The sequence below is a fragment of the Spirosoma gilvum genome (genome assembly GCF_054776815.1).
Genome location: NZ_BAAHBH010000008.1, coordinates 1 through 22,913, shown reverse-complemented (window position 1 = coordinate 22,913; position 22,913 = coordinate 1). Strand labels below are relative to the sequence as shown.

Annotated in this window: 24 protein-coding genes; 15 read left to right on the top strand and 9 right to left on the bottom strand. The window is 47.4% G+C overall.

Annotated features, from left to right (window positions below; translation table 11 throughout):
* Nucleotides 1-53: 53 nt before the first annotated feature.
* Nucleotides 54-452, bottom strand: a complete 399-nt coding sequence (locus ACYVFD_RS20645) for a hypothetical protein (protein WP_461092395.1) — start codon at nucleotides 450-452, stop codon at nucleotides 54-56.
* 580 nt (nucleotides 453-1,032) lie between these two features.
* The gene (locus ACYVFD_RS20640) at nucleotides 1,033-2,592 is read right to left on the bottom strand and encodes a M61 family metallopeptidase (protein WP_461092394.1); all 1,560 of its coding nucleotides are present in this window, start codon (nucleotides 2,590-2,592) and stop codon (nucleotides 1,033-1,035) included.
* 199 nt (nucleotides 2,593-2,791) lie between these two features.
* On the opposite strand from ACYVFD_RS20640, the gene rpmH reads away from it, so the two are divergent.
* The 6 genes from rpmH to ACYVFD_RS20610 all read left to right on the top strand — a co-directional run bounded on the left by rpmH (nucleotide 2,792) and on the right by ACYVFD_RS20610 (nucleotide 7,931).
* Nucleotides 2,792-2,959: a 50S ribosomal protein L34 gene (rpmH, locus tag ACYVFD_RS20635; protein WP_020600134.1), complete on the top strand. Its 168-nt coding sequence runs from the start codon at nucleotides 2,792-2,794 to the stop codon at nucleotides 2,957-2,959.
* A gap of 65 nt (nucleotides 2,960-3,024) precedes the next feature.
* Nucleotides 3,025-3,438 (top strand): ribonuclease P protein component, encoded by a 414-nt coding sequence (locus ACYVFD_RS20630; protein ID WP_461092393.1) that lies wholly within the window; start codon nucleotides 3,025-3,027, stop codon nucleotides 3,436-3,438.
* Between the two features lie 70 nt (nucleotides 3,439-3,508).
* Entirely contained in the window at nucleotides 3,509-5,170 is a 1,662-nt protein-coding gene (locus ACYVFD_RS20625; protein ID WP_461092392.1) for a S41 family peptidase, read from the top strand.
* A gap of 75 nt (nucleotides 5,171-5,245) precedes the next feature.
* Entirely contained in the window at nucleotides 5,246-5,935 is a 690-nt protein-coding gene (gene tsaB / locus ACYVFD_RS20620) for a tRNA (adenosine(37)-N6)-threonylcarbamoyltransferase complex dimerization subunit type 1 TsaB (protein WP_461092391.1), read from the top strand.
* Nucleotides 5,936-6,091: 156 nt separating this feature from the next.
* Nucleotides 6,092-6,874, top strand: coding sequence for a type III pantothenate kinase (locus ACYVFD_RS20615; protein WP_461092714.1), 783 nt, complete (start codon nucleotides 6,092-6,094; stop codon nucleotides 6,872-6,874).
* A 370-nt stretch (nucleotides 6,875-7,244) separates the two neighbouring features.
* On the top strand, nucleotides 7,245-7,931 hold the full coding sequence (locus ACYVFD_RS20610) for a hypothetical protein (protein ID WP_461092390.1): 687 nt from the start codon (nucleotides 7,245-7,247) through the stop codon (nucleotides 7,929-7,931).
* Between the two features lie 34 nt (nucleotides 7,932-7,965).
* Here ACYVFD_RS20610 and ACYVFD_RS20605 read toward each other — a convergent pair whose 3' ends face one another.
* Nucleotides 7,966-8,157 (bottom strand): type II toxin-antitoxin system antitoxin, encoded by a 192-nt coding sequence (locus ACYVFD_RS20605; RefSeq protein WP_461092389.1) that lies wholly within the window; start codon nucleotides 8,155-8,157, stop codon nucleotides 7,966-7,968.
* A gap of 102 nt (nucleotides 8,158-8,259) precedes the next feature.
* The gene (locus ACYVFD_RS20600) at nucleotides 8,260-9,108 is read right to left on the bottom strand and encodes an SPFH domain-containing protein (protein WP_461092388.1); all 849 of its coding nucleotides are present in this window, start codon (nucleotides 9,106-9,108) and stop codon (nucleotides 8,260-8,262) included.
* A gap of 326 nt (nucleotides 9,109-9,434) precedes the next feature.
* Here ACYVFD_RS20600 and fucP point away from each other — a divergent pair, with 326 nt between their 5' ends.
* The 5 genes from fucP (at nucleotide 9,435) to lysS (ending at nucleotide 15,193) form a co-directional block, all read left to right on the top strand.
* Nucleotides 9,435-10,688, top strand: a complete 1,254-nt coding sequence (gene fucP / locus ACYVFD_RS20595) for an L-fucose:H+ symporter permease (RefSeq protein WP_461092387.1) — start codon at nucleotides 9,435-9,437, stop codon at nucleotides 10,686-10,688.
* Nucleotides 10,689-10,732: 44 nt separating this feature from the next.
* A complete protein-coding gene (locus ACYVFD_RS20590) occupies nucleotides 10,733-11,116 on the top strand; it encodes a sugar 3,4-ketoisomerase (protein WP_461092386.1) in 384 nt (127 codons plus the stop codon).
* Nucleotides 11,117-11,324: 208 nt separating this feature from the next.
* Entirely contained in the window at nucleotides 11,325-12,116 is a 792-nt protein-coding gene (locus ACYVFD_RS20585) for an SDR family oxidoreductase (RefSeq protein WP_461092385.1), read from the top strand.
* Between the two features lie 79 nt (nucleotides 12,117-12,195).
* Entirely contained in the window at nucleotides 12,196-13,215 is a 1,020-nt protein-coding gene (locus tag ACYVFD_RS20580; RefSeq protein ID WP_461092384.1) for a zinc-binding alcohol dehydrogenase family protein, read from the top strand.
* Nucleotides 13,216-13,438: 223 nt separating this feature from the next.
* On the top strand, nucleotides 13,439-15,193 hold the full coding sequence (lysS, locus tag ACYVFD_RS20575; protein ID WP_461092383.1) for a lysine--tRNA ligase: 1,755 nt from the start codon (nucleotides 13,439-13,441) through the stop codon (nucleotides 15,191-15,193).
* 106 nt (nucleotides 15,194-15,299) lie between these two features.
* On the opposite strand, the gene ACYVFD_RS20570 is transcribed toward lysS, so the two are convergent.
* Nucleotides 15,300-15,500 carry a cold-shock protein gene (locus ACYVFD_RS20570; RefSeq protein ID WP_461092382.1) on the bottom strand — a complete coding sequence of 67 codons (201 nt, stop codon included), beginning with the start codon at nucleotides 15,498-15,500 and terminating at the stop codon, nucleotides 15,300-15,302.
* A gap of 340 nt (nucleotides 15,501-15,840) precedes the next feature.
* Here ACYVFD_RS20570 and ACYVFD_RS20565 point away from each other — a divergent pair, with 340 nt between their 5' ends.
* Nucleotides 15,841-16,062, top strand: coding sequence for a PspC domain-containing protein (locus ACYVFD_RS20565; RefSeq protein WP_461092381.1), 222 nt, complete (start codon nucleotides 15,841-15,843; stop codon nucleotides 16,060-16,062).
* A gap of 50 nt (nucleotides 16,063-16,112) precedes the next feature.
* Here ACYVFD_RS20565 and ACYVFD_RS20560 read toward each other — a convergent pair whose 3' ends face one another.
* The 3 genes from ACYVFD_RS20560 to ACYVFD_RS20550 form a co-directional block, all read right to left on the bottom strand.
* Complete coding sequence (locus ACYVFD_RS20560) at nucleotides 16,113-17,165, bottom strand: glycosyltransferase family 2 protein (RefSeq protein ID WP_461092380.1); 1,053 nt, start codon at nucleotides 17,163-17,165, stop codon at nucleotides 16,113-16,115.
* Nucleotides 17,166-17,253: 88 nt separating this feature from the next.
* The gene (locus tag ACYVFD_RS20555) at nucleotides 17,254-17,583 is read right to left on the bottom strand and encodes a YbaB/EbfC family nucleoid-associated protein (protein ID WP_461092713.1); all 330 of its coding nucleotides are present in this window, start codon (nucleotides 17,581-17,583) and stop codon (nucleotides 17,254-17,256) included.
* A 77-nt stretch (nucleotides 17,584-17,660) separates the two neighbouring features.
* Entirely contained in the window at nucleotides 17,661-19,670 is a 2,010-nt protein-coding gene (locus tag ACYVFD_RS20550) for a T9SS type B sorting domain-containing protein (protein ID WP_461092379.1), read from the bottom strand.
* 206 nt (nucleotides 19,671-19,876) lie between these two features.
* On the opposite strand from ACYVFD_RS20550, the gene ACYVFD_RS20545 reads away from it, so the two are divergent.
* Complete coding sequence (locus tag ACYVFD_RS20545; protein WP_461092378.1) at nucleotides 19,877-21,184, top strand: bifunctional 3,4-dihydroxy-2-butanone-4-phosphate synthase/GTP cyclohydrolase II; 1,308 nt, start codon at nucleotides 19,877-19,879, stop codon at nucleotides 21,182-21,184.
* 70 nt (nucleotides 21,185-21,254) lie between these two features.
* The gene (gene trxA, locus ACYVFD_RS20540; protein ID WP_461092712.1) at nucleotides 21,255-21,575 is read left to right on the top strand and encodes a thioredoxin; all 321 of its coding nucleotides are present in this window, start codon (nucleotides 21,255-21,257) and stop codon (nucleotides 21,573-21,575) included.
* A 184-nt stretch (nucleotides 21,576-21,759) separates the two neighbouring features.
* On the opposite strand, the gene ACYVFD_RS20535 is transcribed toward trxA, so the two are convergent.
* The gene (locus ACYVFD_RS20535; protein ID WP_461092377.1) at nucleotides 21,760-22,041 is read right to left on the bottom strand and encodes a hypothetical protein; all 282 of its coding nucleotides are present in this window, start codon (nucleotides 22,039-22,041) and stop codon (nucleotides 21,760-21,762) included.
* 449 nt (nucleotides 22,042-22,490) lie between these two features.
* Between ACYVFD_RS20535 and ACYVFD_RS20530 the strand changes: the two genes are divergently transcribed.
* The coding region (locus ACYVFD_RS20530; RefSeq protein WP_461092376.1) for a carboxypeptidase-like regulatory domain-containing protein at nucleotides 22,491-22,913 on the top strand (423 nt) is incomplete at its 3' end.

Genomic DNA, 22,913 nt, shown 5'->3' with positions numbered 1-22,913 from the left:
CTTGAGATTAAGTCAACACGCTACACGAGTAGGTCGTTCTGCATGCTTGTTGCTTATTTTTTCTCCTGGTGCTCCTTATTATGAAATAGCCCTTTGAGTTTGATCAGTAAATCCCAGTCATTTAATTGTGAGGCTTGGTTGCTCACGATCTGAATCAGTCGCTCTAACTCCTCAACTGTCAACAAATGGCTTGATCGTTCTTGACGAAATTCTTCCAGACACATCCGCTCAATATACTGACGCTCATAATATAAATAGACAGAAACACTTTCGCCATCCTGAACGCGATCGGTTGCCCGAAAGACCTTGATGCGAACGACAGACGTAGCAGGCTGAATTAGTCCCAACCGGATCAACTCATCATAAAATTGGTTCCAACTGGCGAACTGCGCGGGTAACTCTAAGTGATAGTTAAGTTTCTGACTTCCTGAATTAGGCTCTGTTTTATTCATTAAATGGGATGCTGCACGCAGTGTTCACTTAGTGCATGGTTATGGCTTAATTAGTACAAGTTTCGGGGCTACCCGGTACAAACCTCTAGAATGCCTTCCCAACAAACCCTTATCGGGAAACATCTATTGGCTATCAGCACTATAGATTTCATATAGTGTCTAGGGTTTAATATAACCTCTCTGATTGTTGTCTTTAGTCTGTGGAAATGCCGCCTTAAACGCCTGTCTTCGTGAGAGGGCTCATTTTGGCAGCAGGTATGGCGTTTGAGATGTTTTATAAACCTCAAACGCCTGTCTACTAGGACTTTGAACCGTCAGCAATTAACAACCTGAAGCGAGATGAACTACTCACCTAGTTGCTGAAAAGGCATTTTGACATGACACTTTGCGACAAAAATGGTATATATGCGTGGGACTACGGAAAGGGAAAGTTCGAGGTCAACAATGCGCCGAAGGCGGTCCTATCGATTACCCGAAAACCTACTATATAATCATATTAATACTACCCTGCTTGCTTGTTTCATCAAAAGCAACAGGTGGTCACACAAACTATCGTCCAGGTTTATTTTGCCAGCCTATGTCACTTCGCAACAACTTTTTTACCGAGCTTGTCTTCTGGTATCAGGTCGTCGTGTGGCGCTTCTGTCAGCCAGCCGCCAAACCATTTCGCCCGTTGTTGCGCTGCGGCTTCATCATCCAGCTCCAGTAGTCGAATACCACCCGGATGCTCAAGTGTCGGTTCCTCATAAACGATCTGTAAACCCACCCAGGCCAGATACGAATTGAGCGTTGTTTCCAGCGGCTGATTGCCAAAAATGCACAGGTTATAATACCAATCCAGCGATTCGCCAGCTACTCGTTCGGTCGCCCTTCGATAGTCATCAAGTGTATAGCCTACGAACGGCTTACCAAATTGCTGCCACATCAGGCGCATAACATCATCCAGCGAACGGGTATGGTCCGTCAGTTGGCGAATGTGCAGGTCCAGAATCAGAGCCGCAATCGAGCCTTTATGGTAGACGGATACTTTCCGATCGGGTACGCCTTTTTCATACCCATCGAGCCACAAATCCCACGACGATTCGGTTAGCGACTGAAAGGCCCGTCCGTTCGCTTCAAAGTGGCGTTTGAATAACACCTGTAACTCTTTCAGATAGGCTTCATCCGAAAAAACACCGGATTGCCGAAGCATCAGATCGCCATAATAAGTGGTTACCCCCTCGGCCACAAAGCAGGTCGAAAAATAGTTTTCCTTTGTAAAATCGTAAGGCAGTAACTCAACGGGCCGAATACGGATGATATTCCAGGCATGAAACAGTTCATGCGATGATACACCCAATAAATCCTGATAAAGCCCTTCCCCTTCGTCATTCGGACCCAGCACCAATACGGTAGAATTTCGGTGTTCTACACCATGATAATAGGGTACGGTCAGCACCAGCGTCAGAAAATGGTAGTCTTTTTCTGGAAACTCACCGAAAAGATCGATTTGCTTTTGCGAAAACCGACTGAGATCCTGCACAATCCGATCGGCATTGAAGGTAAGTTTACCATCCGTCCGACGCCCGCCATGAATCCAGACATGAAACGAGGTTTCGCCAATAGCATACTGAATATGCTGAAGCGCCGGAGCTGCAATAATCGGACTGTCGACCAGCTCGTAAAAGTCAGCCGCCCGAAGGGTTTTATTGCCAATCCTCTCCATGCCACAGGCAATTGTCCAGCCATCGGGTATATCCAGTTCCAGAGTACAAGGGTCGGTGATACGCCCCTCCGCATACAGGCAAAGGTTGACCGGGTTGACGTACAGGAGGCTTTCGCTCACAAAACTGCTGCCTGCATTCAGTTGATTTGGGGTCGACAGCAGCGCGTAATAATTGTAATGAACAGTCAGTTCAGTTGCGCCATTCATTTGCACCAGCCACCGATCTTTGGTGATTTTGCGAAACGGTAGCGGGTTACCATCGCCGTCAACGATCGTAAATCGCTGGATATTTCGGGCAAACTGCTGCAACTCGTATCGTCCTGGCCGCCAGGCGGGCAACTGTAATTCAACCTCAGTTGTATTGATAGCCGTCAGCCGGGCATCAACGGCTATATAATGAGGAGCAACTGGGTCGGCAGACAGACGATAATGCATAGCTTTGTTAACTGATTGAGCGGTTGATTGGTTAATGGGTTGACTAATAAATTGGCATACAAACTACTGAACCAATCAACCAATTAACTAATCAACAACTAACCAATTACAAATCTAAAACAAGGGCTTGGTAAACTAATGCAATTCTGTTATCTTTGCGGACTCATTTGGAAAACAAGAGTTTTAGGCTACATAGATCATGAAAAGAACGTACCAACCATCGAACCGGAAGCGGAAAAACAAACACGGTTTCCGTGAGCGTATGGCTACTGCCAACGGCCGCAAAGTATTAGCAGCCCGTCGGGCTAAAGGTCGGCATAAACTGACCGTATCGGACGAGAAAAAAGGCGATCGCTTTAAAATATAGTTAATAGTGGTTAGTCATCAATCGACAGTGACTGTCCAATATGATGACTAACCACTGACGACTCTATGCAGCAAACCTTCACCAAATCGGAACGGCTTTGCAGCAAAAAAATTCTCGGCGAATTATTTAAGAAGGGTAGTGCGGCTGTTAGGACGTTCTACCTTTTTCCATTTCGGGTACTTTATCTCCCCCAACCCGAATCTATTTCTTCAAGCAACGTTTCGCTTCCTGCCATTGTCATTACCGTACCGAAACGAACCTTCAAGCGCGCTGTTGACCGTAACCTGATTCGCCGACGGGTACGGGAAGCCTACCGCCTGAATAAACATCTGTTTCAGCTAGAAAATCCATCAACCGGTCAGTCTATACCGGCATATATTGCCTTTCTTTATACCGCCAAACAGATAATTTCGTTTGAAGAGATAGAAAAAGGTATGAAATTAGCAATAGCTAAATGTATAGTGAATAATGCCAAATGAATAATGCCCCAACGGGCTTTTCGACCGCATTGTCCATTACACATTGTCCATTATACATTCTTCACTCAATATGCGCTTTTCTAAACGCCTTACTCTTTTAGCCTCGTCGGCGCTGGTAGCGGGTGGCATTGGCTTCTTCTCCTTCAAGACCGATGACCGGTTTTTCGAAATTGCTCGCAACCTCGATATATACGCCACACTCTTCAAAGAGCTGAATTTATATTATGTCGATGAGGTAAATCCGAACCGCATGGTCAAAACCAGTATCGACGCGATGCTGAAAGCCCTCGACCCGTATACCAACTTCTTTGCTGAAGACGAAATTGAGGATTACATGACCATGACCACCGGGCGCTACAACGGCATTGGCGCATTGATTGGCCAACGTCAGGGTAAGCACATCGTGCTGATGGTGTATGAAGGTACCCCAGCCGAAAAATCGGGACTACGCATTGGCGATGAAGTTGTTAAAATTGACGGTTTCACACTGAAGAATCTGAAAGATTCAGACCCCGGTAAGTTATTGAAAGGGCAGAACAATACAGCCGTAAAACTGACAGTACAGCGGTATGGTGAGAAAAACCCTGTCGACCTGAGCGTGGTTCGGGATGTTGTCAAAATGACCAACGTACCCTACTATGGTATGATTTCTGAAGATGTGGGCTATATCGATCTGAAAGATTTTACGGCAACGGCATCGCGGGAAGTTCGATCGGCATTTCAGGAACTGAAGGGCAAGGGGATGAAAAAACTGGTGCTCGACGTTCGTGAAAACCCCGGTGGGCTGCTCAACATGGCCATCGACATCTGTAATACATTCATCCCGAAAGATTCGGAAGTGGTAACCACGAAAGGGAAAGTGACCGAATGGAACAAAACCTATACGGCCCTGAATCCTCCACTGGACCTCGAAATTCCGATTATCGTCCTGACCAACAGCCATAGTGCATCCGCTGCCGAAATTGTGTCGGGGGTTATTCAGGACTACGACCGGGGGGTATTGATCGGCCAGCGTACCTACGGTAAAGGACTGGTACAAACTACCCGGGAGCTATCGTTCAACACCAAGCTCAAGATTACCACGGCCAAATACTACATCCCCAGCGGGCGTTGCATTCAGGCGATCGACTATAGTCACCGCAATCCCGACGGAAGCGTGGGCAAAATCCCGGATTCACTGAAAACGGCCTTCAAAACCAAAGCTGGACGTGTGGTGTACGATGGTGGCGGTGTTCTTCCCGACGTAGTGATTGACGCGCAAACGCCTACGCCTATTGCTCTTAGCCTGACCAACAAGGGGTTAATCTTCGATTACGCTGTCAAATACCACCACGATCATCCCAGCATCAAGCCCGCCCGTGAGTTCCACCTAACGGATGCCGAGTACGCGGACTTTACGAAGTGGGTAGCCGATAAAGAGTATGATTATACCACTCAGGTTGAAAAAGATTTGGGTACCCTGGAAGCATCGGCTAAGAAAGAGAAATATTTCGATCAGATTCAGGATCAGTTGAAGTCGCTTAAAACGAAAATGTCGCACAGCAAAGACGCTGACCTGAATACCTTCAAAACTGAAATCCGTACATTGCTGGAACAGGAGATTGCGGGGCATTATTACCTGCAGAAAGGGATAAAAGAAGCTTCTTTTGCCACCGATCCAGAGCTAAAAGCCGCCCTCGACCTGTTTAAAGACATGGGCCGGTACTCTACCATCCTAAAAGGATCAAAATAATGATGAATTAAGAATGATAAATGATGAATGATTGTCAGCAGATGCTCATTCATCAATTATCATTCATCATTAAACATGCTCATCCTCTCTATCGACACGTCCACTGCTGCCTGTTCGGTTGCCCTTCATCAGGATACACAATTGCTGGGCTGCTACGAGTTGTTTACGAAACGCACGTCGGCGGCCATGCTCACTACCCTGATTCAGAACGTTGTTCAGCAGGCAGGTCATGAACTGGCAAATCTGGACGCGATTGCCATTGCTAAAGGTCCTGGCTCCTATACCGGTCTACGCATCGCCGTTTCTACGGCAAAAGGGTTGTGCTTCGCGCTGGACAAACCTTTGCTGGCCATTAATACATTAGGCGCTATGGCTGAGCAAATCCGGGCGTTTTACCCGGCGGACTATCTTCTTTGCCCGATGATTGATGCCCGACGTATGGAAGTATATTGTGCTTTATACGATACCAACGGGCAGGAACGACAGCCAACAGCGGCTCAAATCATCGACGGTACGTCGTTCGACAGCTGGCTTGAACAAGGGCCTGTTGTATTCTTTGGCGATGGAGCCGCTAAATGCAAGAACCTGTTAAACGACCACCCAAACGCCGTTTTCCCAACGATTCATCTTGTTCCTTCAGCACGTACCGTTGGGCTGTTAGCTGCTCAGGCTTATACTTCCGGTCAATTTGAGGATGTAGCTACCTTTGAGCCGTTTTACCTCAAAGATTTCATGACAACGCAGCCTAAAAAGATGGTACTGTAAGTCTTTTCTGACAGGGTTCACAGGATGAATAGAATTAAGGCAGTCGAAAAATCCTATCTATCCTGTGAATCCTGTCAGAAAACGGTCTGGGATAATGTGCGGGAATGTGCGGTTTTTGTCCTTATTTCGTCCCGACAACCGTCTATCTCCCATCCTGTGCAGATTATTGTTGATATTGGTAATACCGACGCCGTTTTTGGCCTATATAACCAAGCCGTCTGGCACACCATCTGGCGCACTCCTGCCCGAAAAGATGAATCCGCTGAATCGTATGAAAGTCGGCTCAGGCTCTGGTTACTGGAAGCCGATATTCCACTCAGTGCCATCGAGACCACGGTACTAAGCAGTGTAGTGCCCGATCTTACACCCACTATGCGGGTCATGTTGACCGAGCTGTTTGGTTTTGCTCCTGTGGTTGTTGGACCGGGCGTTTATCCCTTATTGCCCCTCGAAATCCTGCGTCCGCACGAGATTGGCACAGACCTGGTTGCCAATGCATTAGCAGCTCACATGCAGTATAAACGCAATTGCGTGGTCGTCGACTTTGGTACAGCACTCACCTTTACAACCGTTTCGGGTGAGGGGAAAATTTTGGGTGTCGCCATTGCCCCCGGCCTGAAAACGGCTATTCGTTCACTCTTTGCCAATACCGCCCAACTGCCCGAAGTCCCGATCGAGGTGCCTTCTTCCGCCCTTGGTACGAGTACAACCCATGCGATTCAGGCAGGGGTCGTGCTGGGCTATGAAGGGCTCGTTCGTACGCTAGTCAATCGCATTCAAACCGAACTGGCTGGCGACTGTATTGCCGTGGCTACAGGCGGTTTGTCGCAACGAATTCCATCCTTAAAAGACGTATTTACGGATATGGTTCCTTCGCTAACCCTGGAAGGTATTCGATTAATCGGCCAGTTCGTAACTACGTCTACAGACCGCTCATAAAGTCTTACAATAACCTGACTTTTCCATAAGTCGCCAAGTGATCTGTTAACTAAAGCAGACTACTTGGCGACTTATTATTTTGTACTATACCAAGACGAGATAAATCATATAAAAAATTAAAGGACCATTCGATAAATCTATCTCCTAACGTTAATTGAATCAAATTATAGAAAAATAGAATAATCTTTATCTTTTCCCTTATCCGTTCTATTGTACCTACATATAATTTAAAAACAACCAATTGCACTATTTTATCCGGCAAAACAAGCTGTTTGCAAAATAATTAATTTCAACCATGGGCCTAGCCGAGCTGTAAGTCAAAATCTGGCGGGGTTCAGCAAAAGCAACTTCTCACCAAACAGCAGGGGTCATGAAATTTCGTTACGTATTTACACTGATCACACTAATTGTATTTTTTCTATCTTTTCCTATCCGGGCTTCGGTACCCAAACCCGTCTGGCAACGTGGGAAACTGGTCTTTTGGGACAGAACAAGTATAGAGGGCGACATTTGCTATAACTGGTTAACCGAAATGGTACTGTTTCGCACTTCGGACGGACGGGTGCAGGCGTATTCCACAAATCAGGTCAGCCAGTTTGGCTGGTTCGACTTCAGCGTACATAAGTACCGGGAGTTCCAGGCCTTAACGAATGAGAATGATCGTTCCCCGAGTAAACAGGCATTTTTTGAGGTCTGTCAGGATGGCTCACTGGCTGTTGTCAGACGGCTAAGAGCGCGACGCGGCTTTCGAAAAATTGCGTTTACGCATCCGGCTTACTATGCTGACCATCCGGCAATGGCCGGGAACCCTGACTATTTCGAGTATTTCGCTAACGATGGTAGTCGTTTACGGGCACTTGACCGCTTTTATGCTGATGTGTATGCACCCCTAATGACGCGTTACGACAAACAGCTCCAAAAGTATATCGACACACACAATATTAACGACCGACTACTTTTTGGACGACTACTGTTGATTAATCAATATAACCTGATGATTGAGCAGGATGCCAAAACGGCTTCAACTAAAGGATTAGGTGCCGGGCATGAAGAATAACCGTATAGACCAACTACGTCCGACAACTCATTGCTTATTCGTCGGACGTAGTAGATTCCTCATTGGGCGTTGGCTGAGCGCGTTTTTTCCGCTTCCGAAGTGCTTCGTTGAGCAGGTATTCTATTTGCCCATTCACACTTCGGAACTCTTCCTGCGCCCATCGTTCCAGTTCTTTCAGGGTCTCCGGTTGAATCCGTAAAACAAACGCTTTTTTTTCAGCAGCCATCTCTTTTTAGGAGTGAGGAGCGAGGAGCGAGGAGTGAGAATGCTGGCGCATATAAATCTTGCTGCGCCAGCATTCTCACTCCTCACTCCTCGCTCCCAATACTTAATTATACAGTGTTCCCGCATTGACAACGGGGCTAACTGCTTTTTCGCCACAAAGCACTACCAGCAGGTTACTCACCATAGCCGCTTTTCGTTCTTCATCCAGTTGAACTACATCTTTTTCAGCGAGTCTGGCCAGAGCCATCTCAACCATACCAACGGCACCTTCCACAATCTGCTTGCGGGCCGAAACTACGGCTGTAGCCTGCTGACGCTGAAGCATGGCACCGGCAATTTCGGGCGCATAGGCCAAGTGGCTGATACGCGCTTCCATCACCCGAACACCCGCCTGTCCAAGACGTTCATCCAGCTCCTGCTCCAGAAATCTATTGATCTGGCCGGTATTATCGCGCAAAGTAACGGCTTCGTGTTCATCTTCCATGTTATCGTAGGCATGAGAGCTGGCTAAAAACCGCACAGCCGCTTCGGATTGAATCTGGACAAAGTTGGCGTAGTTATCTACGTCGAACAGGGCTTTGGCCGTATCGGCTACCTGCCAGACAACCACAGCAGCAATTTCAATAGGGTTACCCATTTTATCGTTCACCTTAAGCTGTTGCCCGTTCAGGTTACGCGCCCGAAGACTGATCCGGGTTTTACTATACAGCGGGTTAACCCAGCGGAGACCAGTTTCTTTAATGGTCCCTACATAATCCCCGAAAAAAGTAGCGGCAATTCCCTCGTTTGGGTAGATGACGATAATACCTTTTAGAATAAAACCGCCCAACAAAAACAGGAATCCTCCCAGAATAGGGCTATAGCGCACTGAAATGGCAGCCGCACCAAAACAGATCAGGCCAATCAATATAAACACATAGCCCGAAACTGAGGTAAGTTTTTTCTCTTCCATGACCGTAAAATTAAGTTCAGATATACTATCATTTTGATAGCACAATGATAGTATACAATCGGGCTGATTGTTCAGAAACTAGAGGAACGGTCAGGCCACTCCACCAACGGCTGATTGGGGTAGCAGATTGCAAACAATAACTAAGAAGTAAGTAGGTATGCTCGGTATGTAGACTTTATTGGAAATGTCTTGTGCCCAGGAGCGGTGCAGGGGCTATGCTAAAATAGCTGACTATCTGGATAAATTCCTACAAAATGTAGGTTAATAAATAGAGTTTCTTTGCAACGTAATCTTAACTGGATTTACACCTAAGCCTCAAAAGTACCGTGTCTAAACCTACGAATCGTTTTGCTGTTGCCTTAATTACGGCACTTTTTTTTCTGTGGGGATTTGCCTTGAATTTAAATCCCATCCTGATTCCACACCTGAAAAAAGCCTGCCAGTTAAGTGACGTTCAATCAGCGTTTATCGACTCGGCCTCGTATATCGCCTATTTTCTGATGGCTATACCGGCCGGGCTGTTTATGAAACGGTATGGGTATAAAGCGGGCATCACCCTGGGGCTTCTTCTGTTTGCTGGAGGTGCTTTTCTGTTTTATCCGGCTGCGGAATCTCTCCAGTTCAGCCTGTTTCTGATCGCTTTATTTGTGATTGCCAGTGGCTTAACGTTACTCGAAACAGCCGCCAATCCATATATTACCGTACTCGGCGACGCCGATACAGGTACGCAACGGCTCAATTTCGCCCAATCGTTCAATGGGTTAGCGGCATTTCTGGCGCCACTGGCTGGCGGACGGTTTATTCTATCCGGCAAAAATCTCTCGGTTGCCGACAAACAGGCCATGTCTTCCGATCAGCTTGTGACCTATCTGAAAGAAGAAGCCTCGTCGGTACAGGTTCCATTTCTGATCATCGGTGGTGTAGTCTTGCTGGTTGCGCTCTTATTTAGTCGAACTACTCTCCCCACGATTAACGATGAAGAGGATTCACCTGCTACAACTCAGGAATCGATCCTGAACGAGAAGAATCTGATATTAGGCGTTATTGCTCAGTTCTTTTATGTGGGAGCCCAGGTTTGTGTAAGCAGCTTTTTTATCCGTTTCGTTGGGCAGGCGTCGAATATTGGTGAAAAACCAGCGGCCGAATTGCTATCTATTGCGCTGTTAGGCTTTATGATCGGTCGTTTCTTCGGTACGTTCCTGATGCGGTTCATAACCCCACCGCGTTTGCTGGCTTTATATAGCCTGCTTAACATTGGTTTGTTAGCGATTGCTGTAACGGGTCATGGGCAGGTTCCGGTTTATGCCTTGATTGGTGTCGAGTTTTTTATGTCGATTATGTTCCCAACAATTTTCGCATTGAGCATACGAGGGTTAGGATCGAAAACTAAGTTGGGGTCTTCGCTTGTTATAATGGCTATTGCGGGAGGAGCGTTCTTCCCAGTTATTATGGGTCGGGTTTCGGACCTGACCACCATGCAAACGGCCTATCTGGTACCGGCCTGTTGTTTTTTACCGATTTTGTACTTCGCTGTAAGAAACTTCACTGTAAAGAATGTGTCCCTGACGGCTTCTCATTAGGGCCATATGAACGGAATACGGTAACGATTGTCTAACCCAAAGCAATGCTCACAACAGATAAACTTGACTTAACGAATAAGGATGCTCTTTCGTTACTTGATAAGGCTCCGTTCCCAGTGAAACGAATATACTGGATTTATGGTGTTCCGACCGATGCCATCCGGGGTACTCATGCCCATCGGATCTGTCAGGAGTATTTGATTTTGTTACAAGGGCAACTCATCATCGATTTAAAAAATACGGAAGGGGAAGCAACCCGACTTCGCTTGACCGAATCAGGCCAGGCGGTGTACATTCCGCCCATGTTGTGGAAAGAAATTCGATTCGCCACAGATACTGTGTTGCTGGTAGCGGCTTCAGAACTCTATGATCCTGCCGATTACATCTACGAGGACGAATTCAATGGAATGTGTTTACAACCGGCTTGAAACACATTGAGCGTTTTTTTATAGGTTGGTTTTCTGGAAAAGTCCCACCGACTTGTGTGAGGACTTTCTTTTTATAAATAGTTTCAGGTTCAATGTTTCAGGTTGGCTGACGCGGGAAGAGTTCATAGGTCAGCTAACTTGAAAGATTGAACCTGAAACATTAAACTACAGAATTAACTTTACCGACAATTCTTATCGAACAAAACATATGGATTTACAACTGCAAAACAAGGTTATTATCGTTACGGGTGGTGCCAAAGGTATAGGCGAAGGGATTGTGAAAGTACTGGCAGCCGAAGGGGCTATCCCGGTAATTATTGGCCGCAATGAAGCCGACAATCAGAAAGTGGTAGCCGAACTCGAAGCTGCCGGTCAGCAGGCTTTTCAGGTAGCCGCCGAACTCACGCAGCCCGAAGAGTCTGAAAAAGCGGTAAAAGCCGTTATGCAGCAGTTCGGCCGCATTGATGGAGTTGTCAATAATGCGGGGGTTAACGATGGGGTTGGACTCGAACATGGCAATTATGATGCCTTTATGGCCTCCCTGCACAAGAATCTGGTACACTACTACCTGATCGTTCACCATGCTTTGCCTGCCCTGAAAGAATCAAAAGGAGCCATTGTAAACATCAGTTCCAAAACAGCCGAAACGGGACAGGGTGGTACATCGGCTTATGCAGCCGCGAATGGTGGACGTAATGCGCTAACCCGCGAGTGGGCTGTTGAACTGCTCAAATATGGCATCCGTGTCAACGCCATTATCGTCGCCGAATGCTGGACACCTCTATATGAGCGATGGATTCAAACTTTACCAAATCCTGAAGAGAAACTGGCTGCTATAGTCGCTAATATCCCGCTCGAAAACCGGATGACCACCGCCGAAGAAATTGCCAATACAACCGTCTTCCTGTTGTCGCCCCGTTCAAGTCATACCACCGGCCAACTCCTCTATGTCGACGGCGGCTACGTCCACCTCGACCGGGCCTTAGCCAACGCAATGTAACGCGGACATCCCGTCCGCTTAGTTACTGGTACTGCGGACAGGATGTCCGCGTTACGTCGTAGCAAAACCTCATTTCTTTATGCAAACATTAGTCTGTATAACGCCGGGCCAATTGGATTACCAGCAGGGCGAAAAACCGGATTTACAACCCGATCATACCATTCTGCGCATTCGTCGGATCGGTATCTGCGGCACCGATCTCCATGCGTTTGAAGGTACTCAGCCATTTTTCAATTATCCCCGAATATTGGGGCATGAACTGGCGGGCGAAGTAGTCGAAGCCGACAATGCTCCGGGTTTTGAACCGGGCGAAGCCGTTACGTTTATTCCCTATTTCAATTGCGGTCATTGCATTGCCTGCCGATCGGGAAAAAGCAACTGCTGCGTCCAGCTTCAAACCTGTGGGGTTCATATTGACGGTGGCATGGTCGAGTATTATCAAGTCCCTTCTTATTCGCTCGTTCATGGAAACGGACTTAGTTTCGATGAGCTGGCCCTGGTGGAACCCTTAGCCATTGGTGCTCATGGTGTCCGTCGGGCGGGAGTACAACCCGGCGAGTGGGTGCTGGTCGTTGGCGCGGGCCCGATCGGGTTGGGTGTAATGGAATTTGCCCGCATTGCCGGAGGAAACGTGATTGCGCTGGACATTAACGAATCCAGGCTGACTTTCTGCAAAAATCGATTGAAGGTAGCGCATACAGTGCAGGCAACCGCATCGGATGTGTATGAGCAGCTATCCGCTATCACCAACGGCGATATGCCGACAGTCGTGATCGACGCAACCGGTAGTTTACGCGCCATTAACAACTCGTTTCAATACATGGCCCACGGCGCCCGATACGTGCTGATTGGCCTGCAGAAAGGCGACATTAGCCTTAGTCATCCCGAATTCCACAAACGGGAAGGCACGCTGATGAGCAGCCGAAACGCCACCCGTGCCGACTTTGAACATGTTATTTCGTCGATGAAAGCCGGATTGGTTGATCCTACCACCTACATTACGCACCGGGTGGCCTTTGGGCAGGTACGCGACGAATTTGCCAGTTGGCTCGATCCCGCCAATGGCGTCATCAAAGCGATGGTGGCGCTGGAAGGGTAAGCAAGGTTTAGAAAGTTATCACGTGGCTGGATAGGATGTCGTTGATCCTATCCAGCCACGTTTCGTTTTCGCCCGACATAAAACCCTATCGATGGTGGCCAATAGCCCATGTAAGCAGAAAACCGAACTCCGGCTAACGCTAACTCTGCAAACGCCAATCCTTTTCACTATTTTTGCGGGCTAAAATCCTGGTCAACGACTAGTTGGCCAACCATTGACGATCATGCTCCTGAGTGAACAAGAAATAAATCGCCGACAAAAACGCGAAGAATTAATGCGGATGGGGATCGACCCCTACCCGGCCGACCTGTTTGACGTAACGGCTACCATTGCCGACATCCGGGCCGCTTTCCCAACCATCGACCCCGAACAGGACCTCTCGGGCGATAGCCGCTGGGGGAATATTCAACTGGCCGGTCGCCTGATGGGTTTCCGCATCATGGGCAATGCTTCGTTTGCCGAAATGCAGGATTCGACCGGGCGGATGCAGCTCTATTTCCGACGCGATGACCTGTGCCCCGGAGAGGATAAAACCCTGTACAATACCGTCTTTAAAAAACTGCTGGACATCGGCGATATCATCGGTGTTCGTGGGAACGTGTTCTCGACCAAAACCGGCGAATTATCGGTTTATGTTCGGGAATTTACGATTCTTAATAAATCATTGCGGCCTCTGCCGGTGGTAAAGGAAGTCGTCAATGAGCAGGGCGAGAAAGAAACCTACGACGCGTTTACGGATCCCGAACAACGGTATCGGCAACGCTACGTCGACCTGATCGTGAATCCGCAGGTACGGGATGTATTTATTAAACGTACTAAACTGGTCAACTCGATCCGGCAGTACTTGAGCAATAAAGGGTACCTGGAAGTCGAAACGCCCATCCTTCAGCCAATTCACGGTGGCGCTACGGCCCGGCCCTTCCGCACCCATCATAACTCGCTCGACATGACGCTCTACATGCGGATTGCTAATGAGTTATACCTCAAACGATTGATTGTGGGCGGCTACGATGGCGTGTTTGAGTTTGCCAAAGACTTCCGCAACGAAGGCATGGACCGTACGCACAACCCGGAGTTTACGCAGGTTGAGTTTTACGTAGCCTACAAAGACTATATCTGGATGATGGACACCATCGAGGAAATGGTCGAGAAAGTAGCGCTGGATGTAGCTGGCACTACTAAAGTGACAGTTGGCGACAATGTGATCGACTTCAAACGGCCCTGGAAACGACTAACCATGTTCGAAGCCATTCAGGAATATACCGGTGTCGATGTGTCGGAGATGGAGGAAGGTGAGTTGCGCCAGGTAGCGCAAAGCCGGGGCATTGAAGTGGATAGTACCATGGGCAAGTCGAAACTGATCGACGAGCTATTTGGCGATGCCTGCGAACCCAACCTGATTCAGCCGACATTCATTACGGATTACCCCGTTGAGATGTCGCCCCTAACCAAAAAGCACCGGAGCAAGCCGGGTCTGGTCGAGCGATTCGAGGCTATCTGTAACGGCAAAGAAATTGCCAACGCCTATTCGGAGCTGAACGATCCAATCGATCAGCGGGAACGGTTCGAGGATCAGCTTCGTCTGGCCGAACGGGGCGACGAAGAAGCCATGGCGCTGGACGAAGACTTTTTGCGGGCGTTGGAATACGGCATGCCGCCTACGGCCGGTGTCGGGCTGGGCATTGATCGGCTGACCATGATAATGACCAACCAGCCTTCTATTCAGGACGTACTGTTTTTCCCACAGATGCGACCAGAAAAGAAAGTAGAACAATCGGAGGAAGGAGATTTTGTGACTGCCGGTGTGCCGGCCGAATGGGTGCCTGCCTTACAAAAGCTCGGTATCCTAACCGTTGAACAGCTTAAGGCAACTAACCCCAACAAGCTCTTCAATGATCTTGGTGGCGTTCGCAAAAAGCTGAAAATGGACGTAGCGATGCCTCGTATTGAGGATGTTCGTGGCTGGATAGAAAGCTAATTCACAGACGGAAGAAGAAAAAGTAAAGATGAACTAAACCAGGCATTTGCTACTGAGTGCCTTTTGTTCATGTTTATTCTTTCTTCTTCCCGTCTTCTCTGGCAACCTATTCGGATATCTTCTGCACTTTTACGGCATTAAGTCCTTTTTTGCCGTCAATCACTTCAAACTGTACCCGGTCTTTTTCGCGAATGGTAATTCCGTTTAGACCAGTAATGTGAACGAAAATGTCTCTGTTGGTACCGTCTTCAACGATAAATCCGTAGCCTTTACTCTCGTTAAAGAATTTTACTTCACCTGTTTGCATAAAACTTAAACAATTAAACAATTAAAACATTTAAAGGGTCAGTTATTAACAAAGATTCAGGACACAGATACCAGACCATCCCGTTGCCAGGGTACTTAGTTGATAATCAACGAACTTTGTTAAAGGATTAGCAAAAAACGGCACTTACGCACCGCCACAGCCGTTACAACACAAAGAAAACAAAAATGTTCCTACTTCAATGACTTTGCCACCACTTTTTAGCTAATTTCACTAAGTTTATATTGCTTTTTTATTCAAAGAGCAAACATTCTACCAAAAACGCAGTTAGTTCTTCGTCTTATCATTGCCCAGATCCTTTAAGCACTTCATACATAAGAAAATGGACAAGATACGTTATTTCATTGAAAATCAGGCATTTGGAGTATGTGCGCGGTTGGGCGAGAAAATGAATATCTCGGCTAGCAGCATCCGTTTATATTTTATTTATACCTCTTTTCTGACGTTGGGATCGCCAGTTGTGCTTTATCTGATCCTGGCTTTCTGGATGGAAATGAAAAAACATCTTCGTCGACACGCTCACCCTACCATCTGGGAACTATAATTTTATGTAGGATATAGGATGTATGATGTATCAGGAACAGATAGCCTATATCATACATCATACATCCTATATCCTACATCACATATCTCCCCAAACGTCTTTTTGCCTTTGGCAAAGTATTGCCACACAATGTTTTTGGGATAGAGTCGAACGGCTTTTGTTTGCTGCTGTTTTAATAGCCTACGCTGACGGTGTAAGGTGGGCAGTTTAGCGTAGAATGCAACGTGTGCCCGCAGAATAGCCCATACATCGGACCACTCCCCTTCCCGCATAAATAATAACGACGACACGCCATCCAATACCAATCGTAGCAACACTTTAGGCCATAACCAGCCATCGGCAGGCCAGTTTTTATAGAGCATGAACAGGCTGTTGCGGTAATTAAGAAACGTTTTGTGCGGGTTAGATTTGTGGAGCGTGCCCCCGCCTACATGGTATACTGTCGATTCACCACAGGCCCATACTTCATAACCAAGCCGTTGAATGCGCCAGCACCAGTCAATCTCTTCCATGTGGGCGAAGAAAGAAGCATCGAACCCGCCCGTTTGATGAAACACGGATGAGCGGACAAACAGGCAGGCTCCGGTTGCCCAGAACACGGGTCGGTTATCGTCGTATTGGCCCTGATCAGCCTCGAAGGTGGCAAAGACACGCCCCCGGCAGAAAACATAACCCAGCCAATCGACAAAGCCACCAGCAGCACCCGCATGTTCAAACAACTCGGGCTGGCTATACGATCGGATTTTAGGCTGGCAGGCAGCTAGTTTAGGGTTTGCCTCGAATAAAGCTACCACCGGCGACAGCCAGTTGGGCGTTACGTCAATATCCGAATTTAAGAGGACATAATAGGTAGCTCCACCATACTGCGCACGCACCTGTTCAAGTGCCAGGTTATAGCCTCCAGCATAGCCTTCGTTTCGAGGAAGCTCAATAACCCGAACCGTAGGAAACGTTGTTTGTAGAAAGGAAACGGAAGAATCGGAAGAAGCACTATCGGCCACATAAACCGGGTGGCCTTCGGCATGCGCTAATACGGTAGGCAGGAACTTCGCTAAAAACGGTTGCCCGTTGTAATTCAAAATAACAATGGCAAGACTATCCAAATCTATTCGCAGTTTGTCGTTCGTAGCCTGCCGTCTTACGCTTTATCGTCAACATCAAACTACGAACGACAAATTTACAAACTCTTCCTTACATAAGCCCGTCCAGATTTAAACCGGGAATATTAGGGAGTAAGCCTTCCGTTGCTTTTCGGAGGTGTTCGCGCGACTTTGATTCGATATTGGCCATTGCTTTGTTGGTAGCCGCTACGATCAGGTCCTGTAGCATTTCGCGGTCGTCGGGCTTAATCAGATCGGGGTCGATCTCTATTTTCAGGACATTCTTCAGCCCATTTACAGTCACTTTTACCAAGCCTGCTCCCGATTCGCCCACTTCGGTGATCGTACCGAGCGTTTCCTGAGCATCTTTCATTCGGGACTGAACCTCTTTCATCTTCCCGAACATATCCATCATATTCATCATTCCTGAGTTAGTTAGTTATAGGGATCATTATGAACGTATACGGTTGTACTGCCAATTACGTTCCTTCCACGATGCTATCGCCTGCTTCGAATGAGTAACAATCCTCCCGTCCGTACGGTTTTCATGCCGGTTTGGTCGATTACCTCAATCCGGTACATATATTGTCCTTCAAGAGCACGCTGACCATTTACGTTACCATCCCAGCCCTCCTGTTTATTGGTCGTTGTAAAGACCACTTCACCCCATCGATCAAAAATGGTCATTCGGAACTGGTCAAAGTAAATACCTTTCGCCAAAAACACTTCGTTTACGCCGTCACCATCGGGGGTAAAGGCATCAGGAATCCATATTTTAGCTTCGCTTCGGAAGGTGTAGAAATTTGAATAACTAACCGTTCCGTCAGACGATGCTGTAATAATTCGATATTTTTGGGTTTGCGATTCCAGATCGGCATCGGTCAGATCAAGGTGCGTATTCGAACTCACCCGAATTTCCCGTTTTGTATTATTGACCGAATCAATCACTTCAACGATATATTCGGCGACCTTTGATGGGGTAAATGGCGAATTAGCCGACCAGTCAATCCCCTTGGGCGACTCCGATGTCAGGAATACCGTACAGACTGGTTCTGAGGGTTTTGATGCTAGCCCGCAGGCGCTCTGATAACTTACCTGATAGCAATACGAACCTGCCGATGGGTCGGCACTGTCGTCCACAAACGAATTCTGGTTGACCAGGGTACCCACCGGTTGATACGTCCCCGAGGACCCACTGGCACGACTCACCACCAATGTATACGTAGACGAGCCACTGGCGGCAGGTAGGCTAGCCACCACACGAGGCCGATTATTTTCAATGGACACAACGACCCCTTCAATATCACCGGGTGTGCCGTCATTAATACCTGATACACACGTCTGTTGTGAGGTAATGGTTGTCGGCCCAACGGTCGCTTCGAGCGTGTAACAGTACTGCGTTCCACAAACAATATTGTTGGCGTCGGTGTAGGTCGCTGTGGTCCGACTCGTTACCTGACCGTTTACAGCATTATTTCTACGAATACGATAAAAGCGAAACTGCGTGGCGGTTCCAGCATAAGGTTGCCAGCTCAGGGTATTTTGTTTATTTTCCGCCTTTGCATCAAGCACCAGACTACACACTTCGTCTGACTTTACGGGCGCACTGTTGCAGGCGTCCTGCGTAACCACCTGAAAACACTGCACCTGTTTGGCATCCGTTGGCACCGTAAACGTACCTCCTCCGTTACTGGTTTTACCGATTGGCGAGTATGTACCGTTGATTTTCTGATACAGTTGGACCGTAATTCCTGTATTAACCTGATAGTCAATCGTGATCGTTTTATCATCGACTGTTTTCAACGCCGAAATAGTAGGCTGGGTCGGCGTTCCGATCAGGCTGATTGGCGTCGACTGCGATACGGTCGACTTGCAATCGGCAGGCGGATTATAAACGCCCTGAAGGGTGATGGTATAGACCAAATTCCCAGCGTTACCGTATGTATGTGATGGCTGATTCGTTAATTCAGCCCGAGTTTTCCGTTCAACCGTTCCATCACCCCATCTAATCTCGTAGCTGTCATACTGCCCCAAGGTTGAGCCATCAGGCACAACAATGGCTCGGCGGCCTGAACAAACATTTACCGTAAATTTTACCTGATCGACCGGCACTACCGTCACTTCTTTACAGAATATCGTACCGGTACCTGCTCCATTACCGGTACCGCTCTGAATAATAGTATATGAACCGGGAGTCGAATACGTATGCGCTTTGGTCGGCGAAAGGGCTACTTTGTCGATCGTACTTTTACCGTCATACTCAAAGTTATACTGAGCACTTATTAAATTAGGTGGTACTCCTACAACATTAACCGGTGAACCAACGCACACTTTAACCTTATCGACCGAAAAATCACCGGGAAATCTTGGGTTTTGACAAACATTCTGGCCTTGTACGAACGGGGCGCTACAGCATATCGACAGTAAAGGTAAAGCCAGCTTCTTCCAACGAACTAATCCATTGGTTTTCACCCCAAATTCCATCAGCCACAATCGTAAAATTCGCACAGAGGGTAACTTTTTTAGCGTTCTTTTATAATTATTGCGTCTATGCTTAAAAACGGATTAACGGACAATTTCGCATCCAGCGAAACGTATCTTTCTAAAATTCAGTTTTCCACGTAAACGGAACTCTGCTTTACCGTACCGAAAAGTTAGTCAATCGGTAATTCACTACCAAAGATAGTTTCACTGACACGCATAGACCAAAAAAGATGAGCAATAATAGTACCAACTCTGACGCCACCGGGCAACAAATCACCCCTGGCCATGAGTTACCCCCGTCCGGCACAGCCCCTATCCGGCTCGACAGTATTGAAGAAGCTGTTGCCGATATCAAGGCGGGTAAAATTGTGATTGTTGTCGATGACGAAGACCGCGAAAATGAAGGCGACATGATCTGCGCAGCCGAAATGGTTACGCCCGAAATGGTCAATTTCATGGTCCGTGAAGCCCGTGGGCTTATGTGCGTTCCGCTCACGCAGGAGCGCTGCACTGAGCTGGGGCTGGATATGATGGTGACCAGCAACACATCGGTGCATACAACGCCTTTTACCGTATCGGTCGATTTGTTAGGGCATGGCTGTACGACGGGTATCTCGGCTTCCGACCGATCCAAAACTATTCAGGCACTGGTTGACCCAACCATAACCCCTGATGACCTGGGCCGACCTGGGCATATATTTCCGTTACGAGCAGCCGAAGGCGGAGTCATCCGGCGGTCGGGCCATACCGAAGCAGCTATCGATTTGGCACGGCTGGCAGGACTTTCACCCGCTGGTGTACTTATCGAAGTACTGAACGAAGACGGAACCATGGCCCGCCTGCCTCAACTGCGCGTGATGGCCGACCGCTTCGGGATGAAACTGGTCAGTATTCAGGACCTGATCGAATACCGACTTCGTACTGAAACACTGATTCATCGTGAAATTGGTGTTGACTTACCAACCGAATGGGGTCATTTCGATCTGATTGCCTATAAGCAAAGCAACACGGGCGATACGCACCTGGCCCTTATCAAAGGAACCTGGGAGCCTAATGAACCGGTGCTGGTTCGTGTCCATTCCAGTTGTGTAACGGGCGATATTTTTGGGTCTTGCCGGTGCGATTGCGGCCCTCAGCTCCATGCTGCTATGGAAATGGTAGAGGCCGAGGGCAAAGGTGTTGTGGTATACATGTTTCAGGAAGGGCGCGGCATTGGCCTGATGAATAAGCTAAAAGCGTATAAACTTCAGGAAATGGGCCGCGACACCGTGGAAGCGAACCTGGAACTTGGCCTGCCGATGGACGCCCGTGATTATGGGGTTGGGGCTCAAATTCTGCGCGACCTGGGCGTTCGAAAACTTCGGCTGATTTCCAATAATCCGAAAAAACGGGCCGGGCTTATGGGGTATGGACTTGAAATTGTCGATACGGTACCCATTGAAATTCCATCCAATCCGCATAACAAACGCTACCTCCAAACCAAACGGGACAAAATGGGTCACACCATTCTGAATGAACCGGTAAATGAGGAACAATAAAACCTGTTTCAAGTTTTAGGTTAGCTGGTACGAGAACTCTTCTTGCTTGAACCAACTTGAAACATGAAACCTGAAACAAACTACTATGAATAAGCAATCGTTTAAAGACCTAATCAACGGCGACAAACCCGTACTGGTCGATTTCTATGCTGACTGGTGTGGTCCCTGTAAGCAACAGGCTCCTATCCTTAAACAACTCACCGACCGGGCGGGCGATAAGGTCCGTGTTATTAAGATTGATGTCGACAAAGCACAGGCTGCCGCACAACAATATCAGGTTCGCAGTATTCCGACTATGATCTTGTTCAAAGATGGGAAGATAGTCTGGCGGCAATCGGGCGTTCAGCCCTTACATACGCTGGAAGGTTTAGTGAAACAGTTTGCCAGTTAGTACTTATCAGTACCTATATATAATAGACCTATGTAACGTGGGCGGAAACCCGCGCTATATAGTTTAAAATCTCGGGTTTCTACCCATGTTACATGAAAACGTCCTGTTTGCGGTCAATCCAGACAAACAGGACGTTTTCATGAATAGTCAACAAAATACTATACTGCCACTTCGCCCAAACTACTCAAGCGAGCAATTCCAACTTTAGCTCTTCCTTAGTGGTCAGTTCCATTGCCTCCGACAGACAACGCTGACAATACGTTGGCTCTACCCCTAATCCTTTACCAATTTCCTGAGCGGCTCCTAAAGCCAACTCGAAGCTCGAAAAGCTCCCCCGCCAACGCCCTGTCGAACACCCATACTTGTGGGTCTGCATGCCTTTACCCTGGTTACAAAAACGACAGGCCGCTTTATGAATAGTAACCTTGGGATTTCGGTAGTACGCATAGAAATAATAGGTCTCCATTTTTCACGTCGAGTTATGGTTTCACAATAGTCAATTTTTATTAAGTAGTTTAATTTATTTTGCCTAAGTAATTTAACTGAGTAATAATACTACAGTAAAAATAAATATACTCAATTACGTTTTCTTAAGTCAATTTAATTAGTTTTCCGGGGACTAATTTATAGAGAAATAAGGCAAATATTTTACCCTTAAAATTAAATTTAATTTATCTTTAATTTTTTCAGAGAAACTTAATTTTATTAACATAATTTATCACATAAAGTATTGAACAACAGCCTTTTAATCTCGTATTAATTTAATTTTTTTTATAATTAATACTTTTTATTCCATTTTTTAAAATAGAATTATCACGATCCCCTTTTGAAATATAATTTAACCAACTTAATATTGATGCGCTTACTTTAATAGTAAAGTGCTTACTCAATTTTTTTCAAACCAACCTAAATTTCATGAAAGCATCGCTCTACAGGTTTCTGCAGACCGCTTTTCTGGGTGCAGTCCTACTGCTTTGGAGCCTCCACGCTTCAGCCCAAGACCGTCGATTGACGGGTACAATCACAGGTTCGGATGGGGCCGTACCCGGAGCCAACATCGTCCTCAAAGGCACCCAAGTTGGTACCTCCTCCGACGCTAATGGTAACTTTTCGTTGAATATCAGAGGAACAGACCCCGTACTGGTAATTTCCGCTATCGGTTTCAAAACCCAGGAAGTCTCCATCGGCAACCGAACCAGCCTGGAAGTCAGACTCGAAGACGAAGCCACCGCCCTGAGCGAAGTGGTCGTCACCGGGTACTCTACCGAAAACCGACGGGATGTGACCGGCGCCGTCTCGACCGTTAAACCGGCGCAGTTAAAAGTCGTTCCCTCCACC

Bases quoted from the DNA above. Each gene is read 5' to 3' on its own strand.
- ACYVFD_RS20590 (WP_461092386.1), top strand. From the start codon at position 10,733: ATGCTCACAACAGATAAACTTGACTTAACGAATAAGGATGCTCTTTCG.
- ACYVFD_RS20610 (WP_461092390.1), top strand. From the start codon at position 7,245: ATGAAATTTCGTTACGTATTTACACTGATCACACTAATTGTATTTTTT.
- ACYVFD_RS20555 (WP_461092713.1), bottom strand. From the start codon at position 17,583: ATGAATATGATGGATATGTTCGGGAAGATGAAAGAGGTTCAGTCCCGA.
- ACYVFD_RS20585 (WP_461092385.1), top strand. From the start codon at position 11,325: ATGGATTTACAACTGCAAAACAAGGTTATTATCGTTACGGGTGGTGCC.
- lysS (WP_461092383.1), top strand. From the start codon at position 13,439: ATGCTCCTGAGTGAACAAGAAATAAATCGCCGACAAAAACGCGAAGAA.
- ACYVFD_RS20640 (WP_461092394.1), bottom strand. From the start codon at position 2,592: ATGCATTATCGTCTGTCTGCCGACCCAGTTGCTCCTCATTATATAGCC.
- ACYVFD_RS20630 (WP_461092393.1), top strand. From the start codon at position 3,025: ATGCAGCAAACCTTCACCAAATCGGAACGGCTTTGCAGCAAAAAAATT.
- ACYVFD_RS20605 (WP_461092389.1), bottom strand. From the start codon at position 8,157: ATGGCTGCTGAAAAAAAAGCGTTTGTTTTACGGATTCAACCGGAGACC.
- ACYVFD_RS20580 (WP_461092384.1), top strand. From the start codon at position 12,196: ATGCAAACATTAGTCTGTATAACGCCGGGCCAATTGGATTACCAGCAG.
- ACYVFD_RS20645 (WP_461092395.1), bottom strand. From the start codon at position 452: ATGAATAAAACAGAGCCTAATTCAGGAAGTCAGAAACTTAACTATCAC.
- ACYVFD_RS20570 (WP_461092382.1), bottom strand. From the start codon at position 15,500: ATGCAAACAGGTGAAGTAAAATTCTTTAACGAGAGTAAAGGCTACGGA.
- ACYVFD_RS20565 (WP_461092381.1), top strand. From the start codon at position 15,841: ATGGACAAGATACGTTATTTCATTGAAAATCAGGCATTTGGAGTATGT.
- ACYVFD_RS20625 (WP_461092392.1), top strand. From the start codon at position 3,509: ATGCGCTTTTCTAAACGCCTTACTCTTTTAGCCTCGTCGGCGCTGGTA.
- ACYVFD_RS20535 (WP_461092377.1), bottom strand. From the start codon at position 22,041: ATGGAGACCTATTATTTCTATGCGTACTACCGAAATCCCAAGGTTACT.
- ACYVFD_RS20545 (WP_461092378.1), top strand. From the start codon at position 19,877: ATGAGCAATAATAGTACCAACTCTGACGCCACCGGGCAACAAATCACC.
- ACYVFD_RS20600 (WP_461092388.1), bottom strand. From the start codon at position 9,108: ATGGAAGAGAAAAAACTTACCTCAGTTTCGGGCTATGTGTTTATATTG.
- tsaB (WP_461092391.1), top strand. From the start codon at position 5,246: ATGCTCATCCTCTCTATCGACACGTCCACTGCTGCCTGTTCGGTTGCC.
- rpmH (WP_020600134.1), top strand. From the start codon at position 2,792: ATGAAAAGAACGTACCAACCATCGAACCGGAAGCGGAAAAACAAACAC.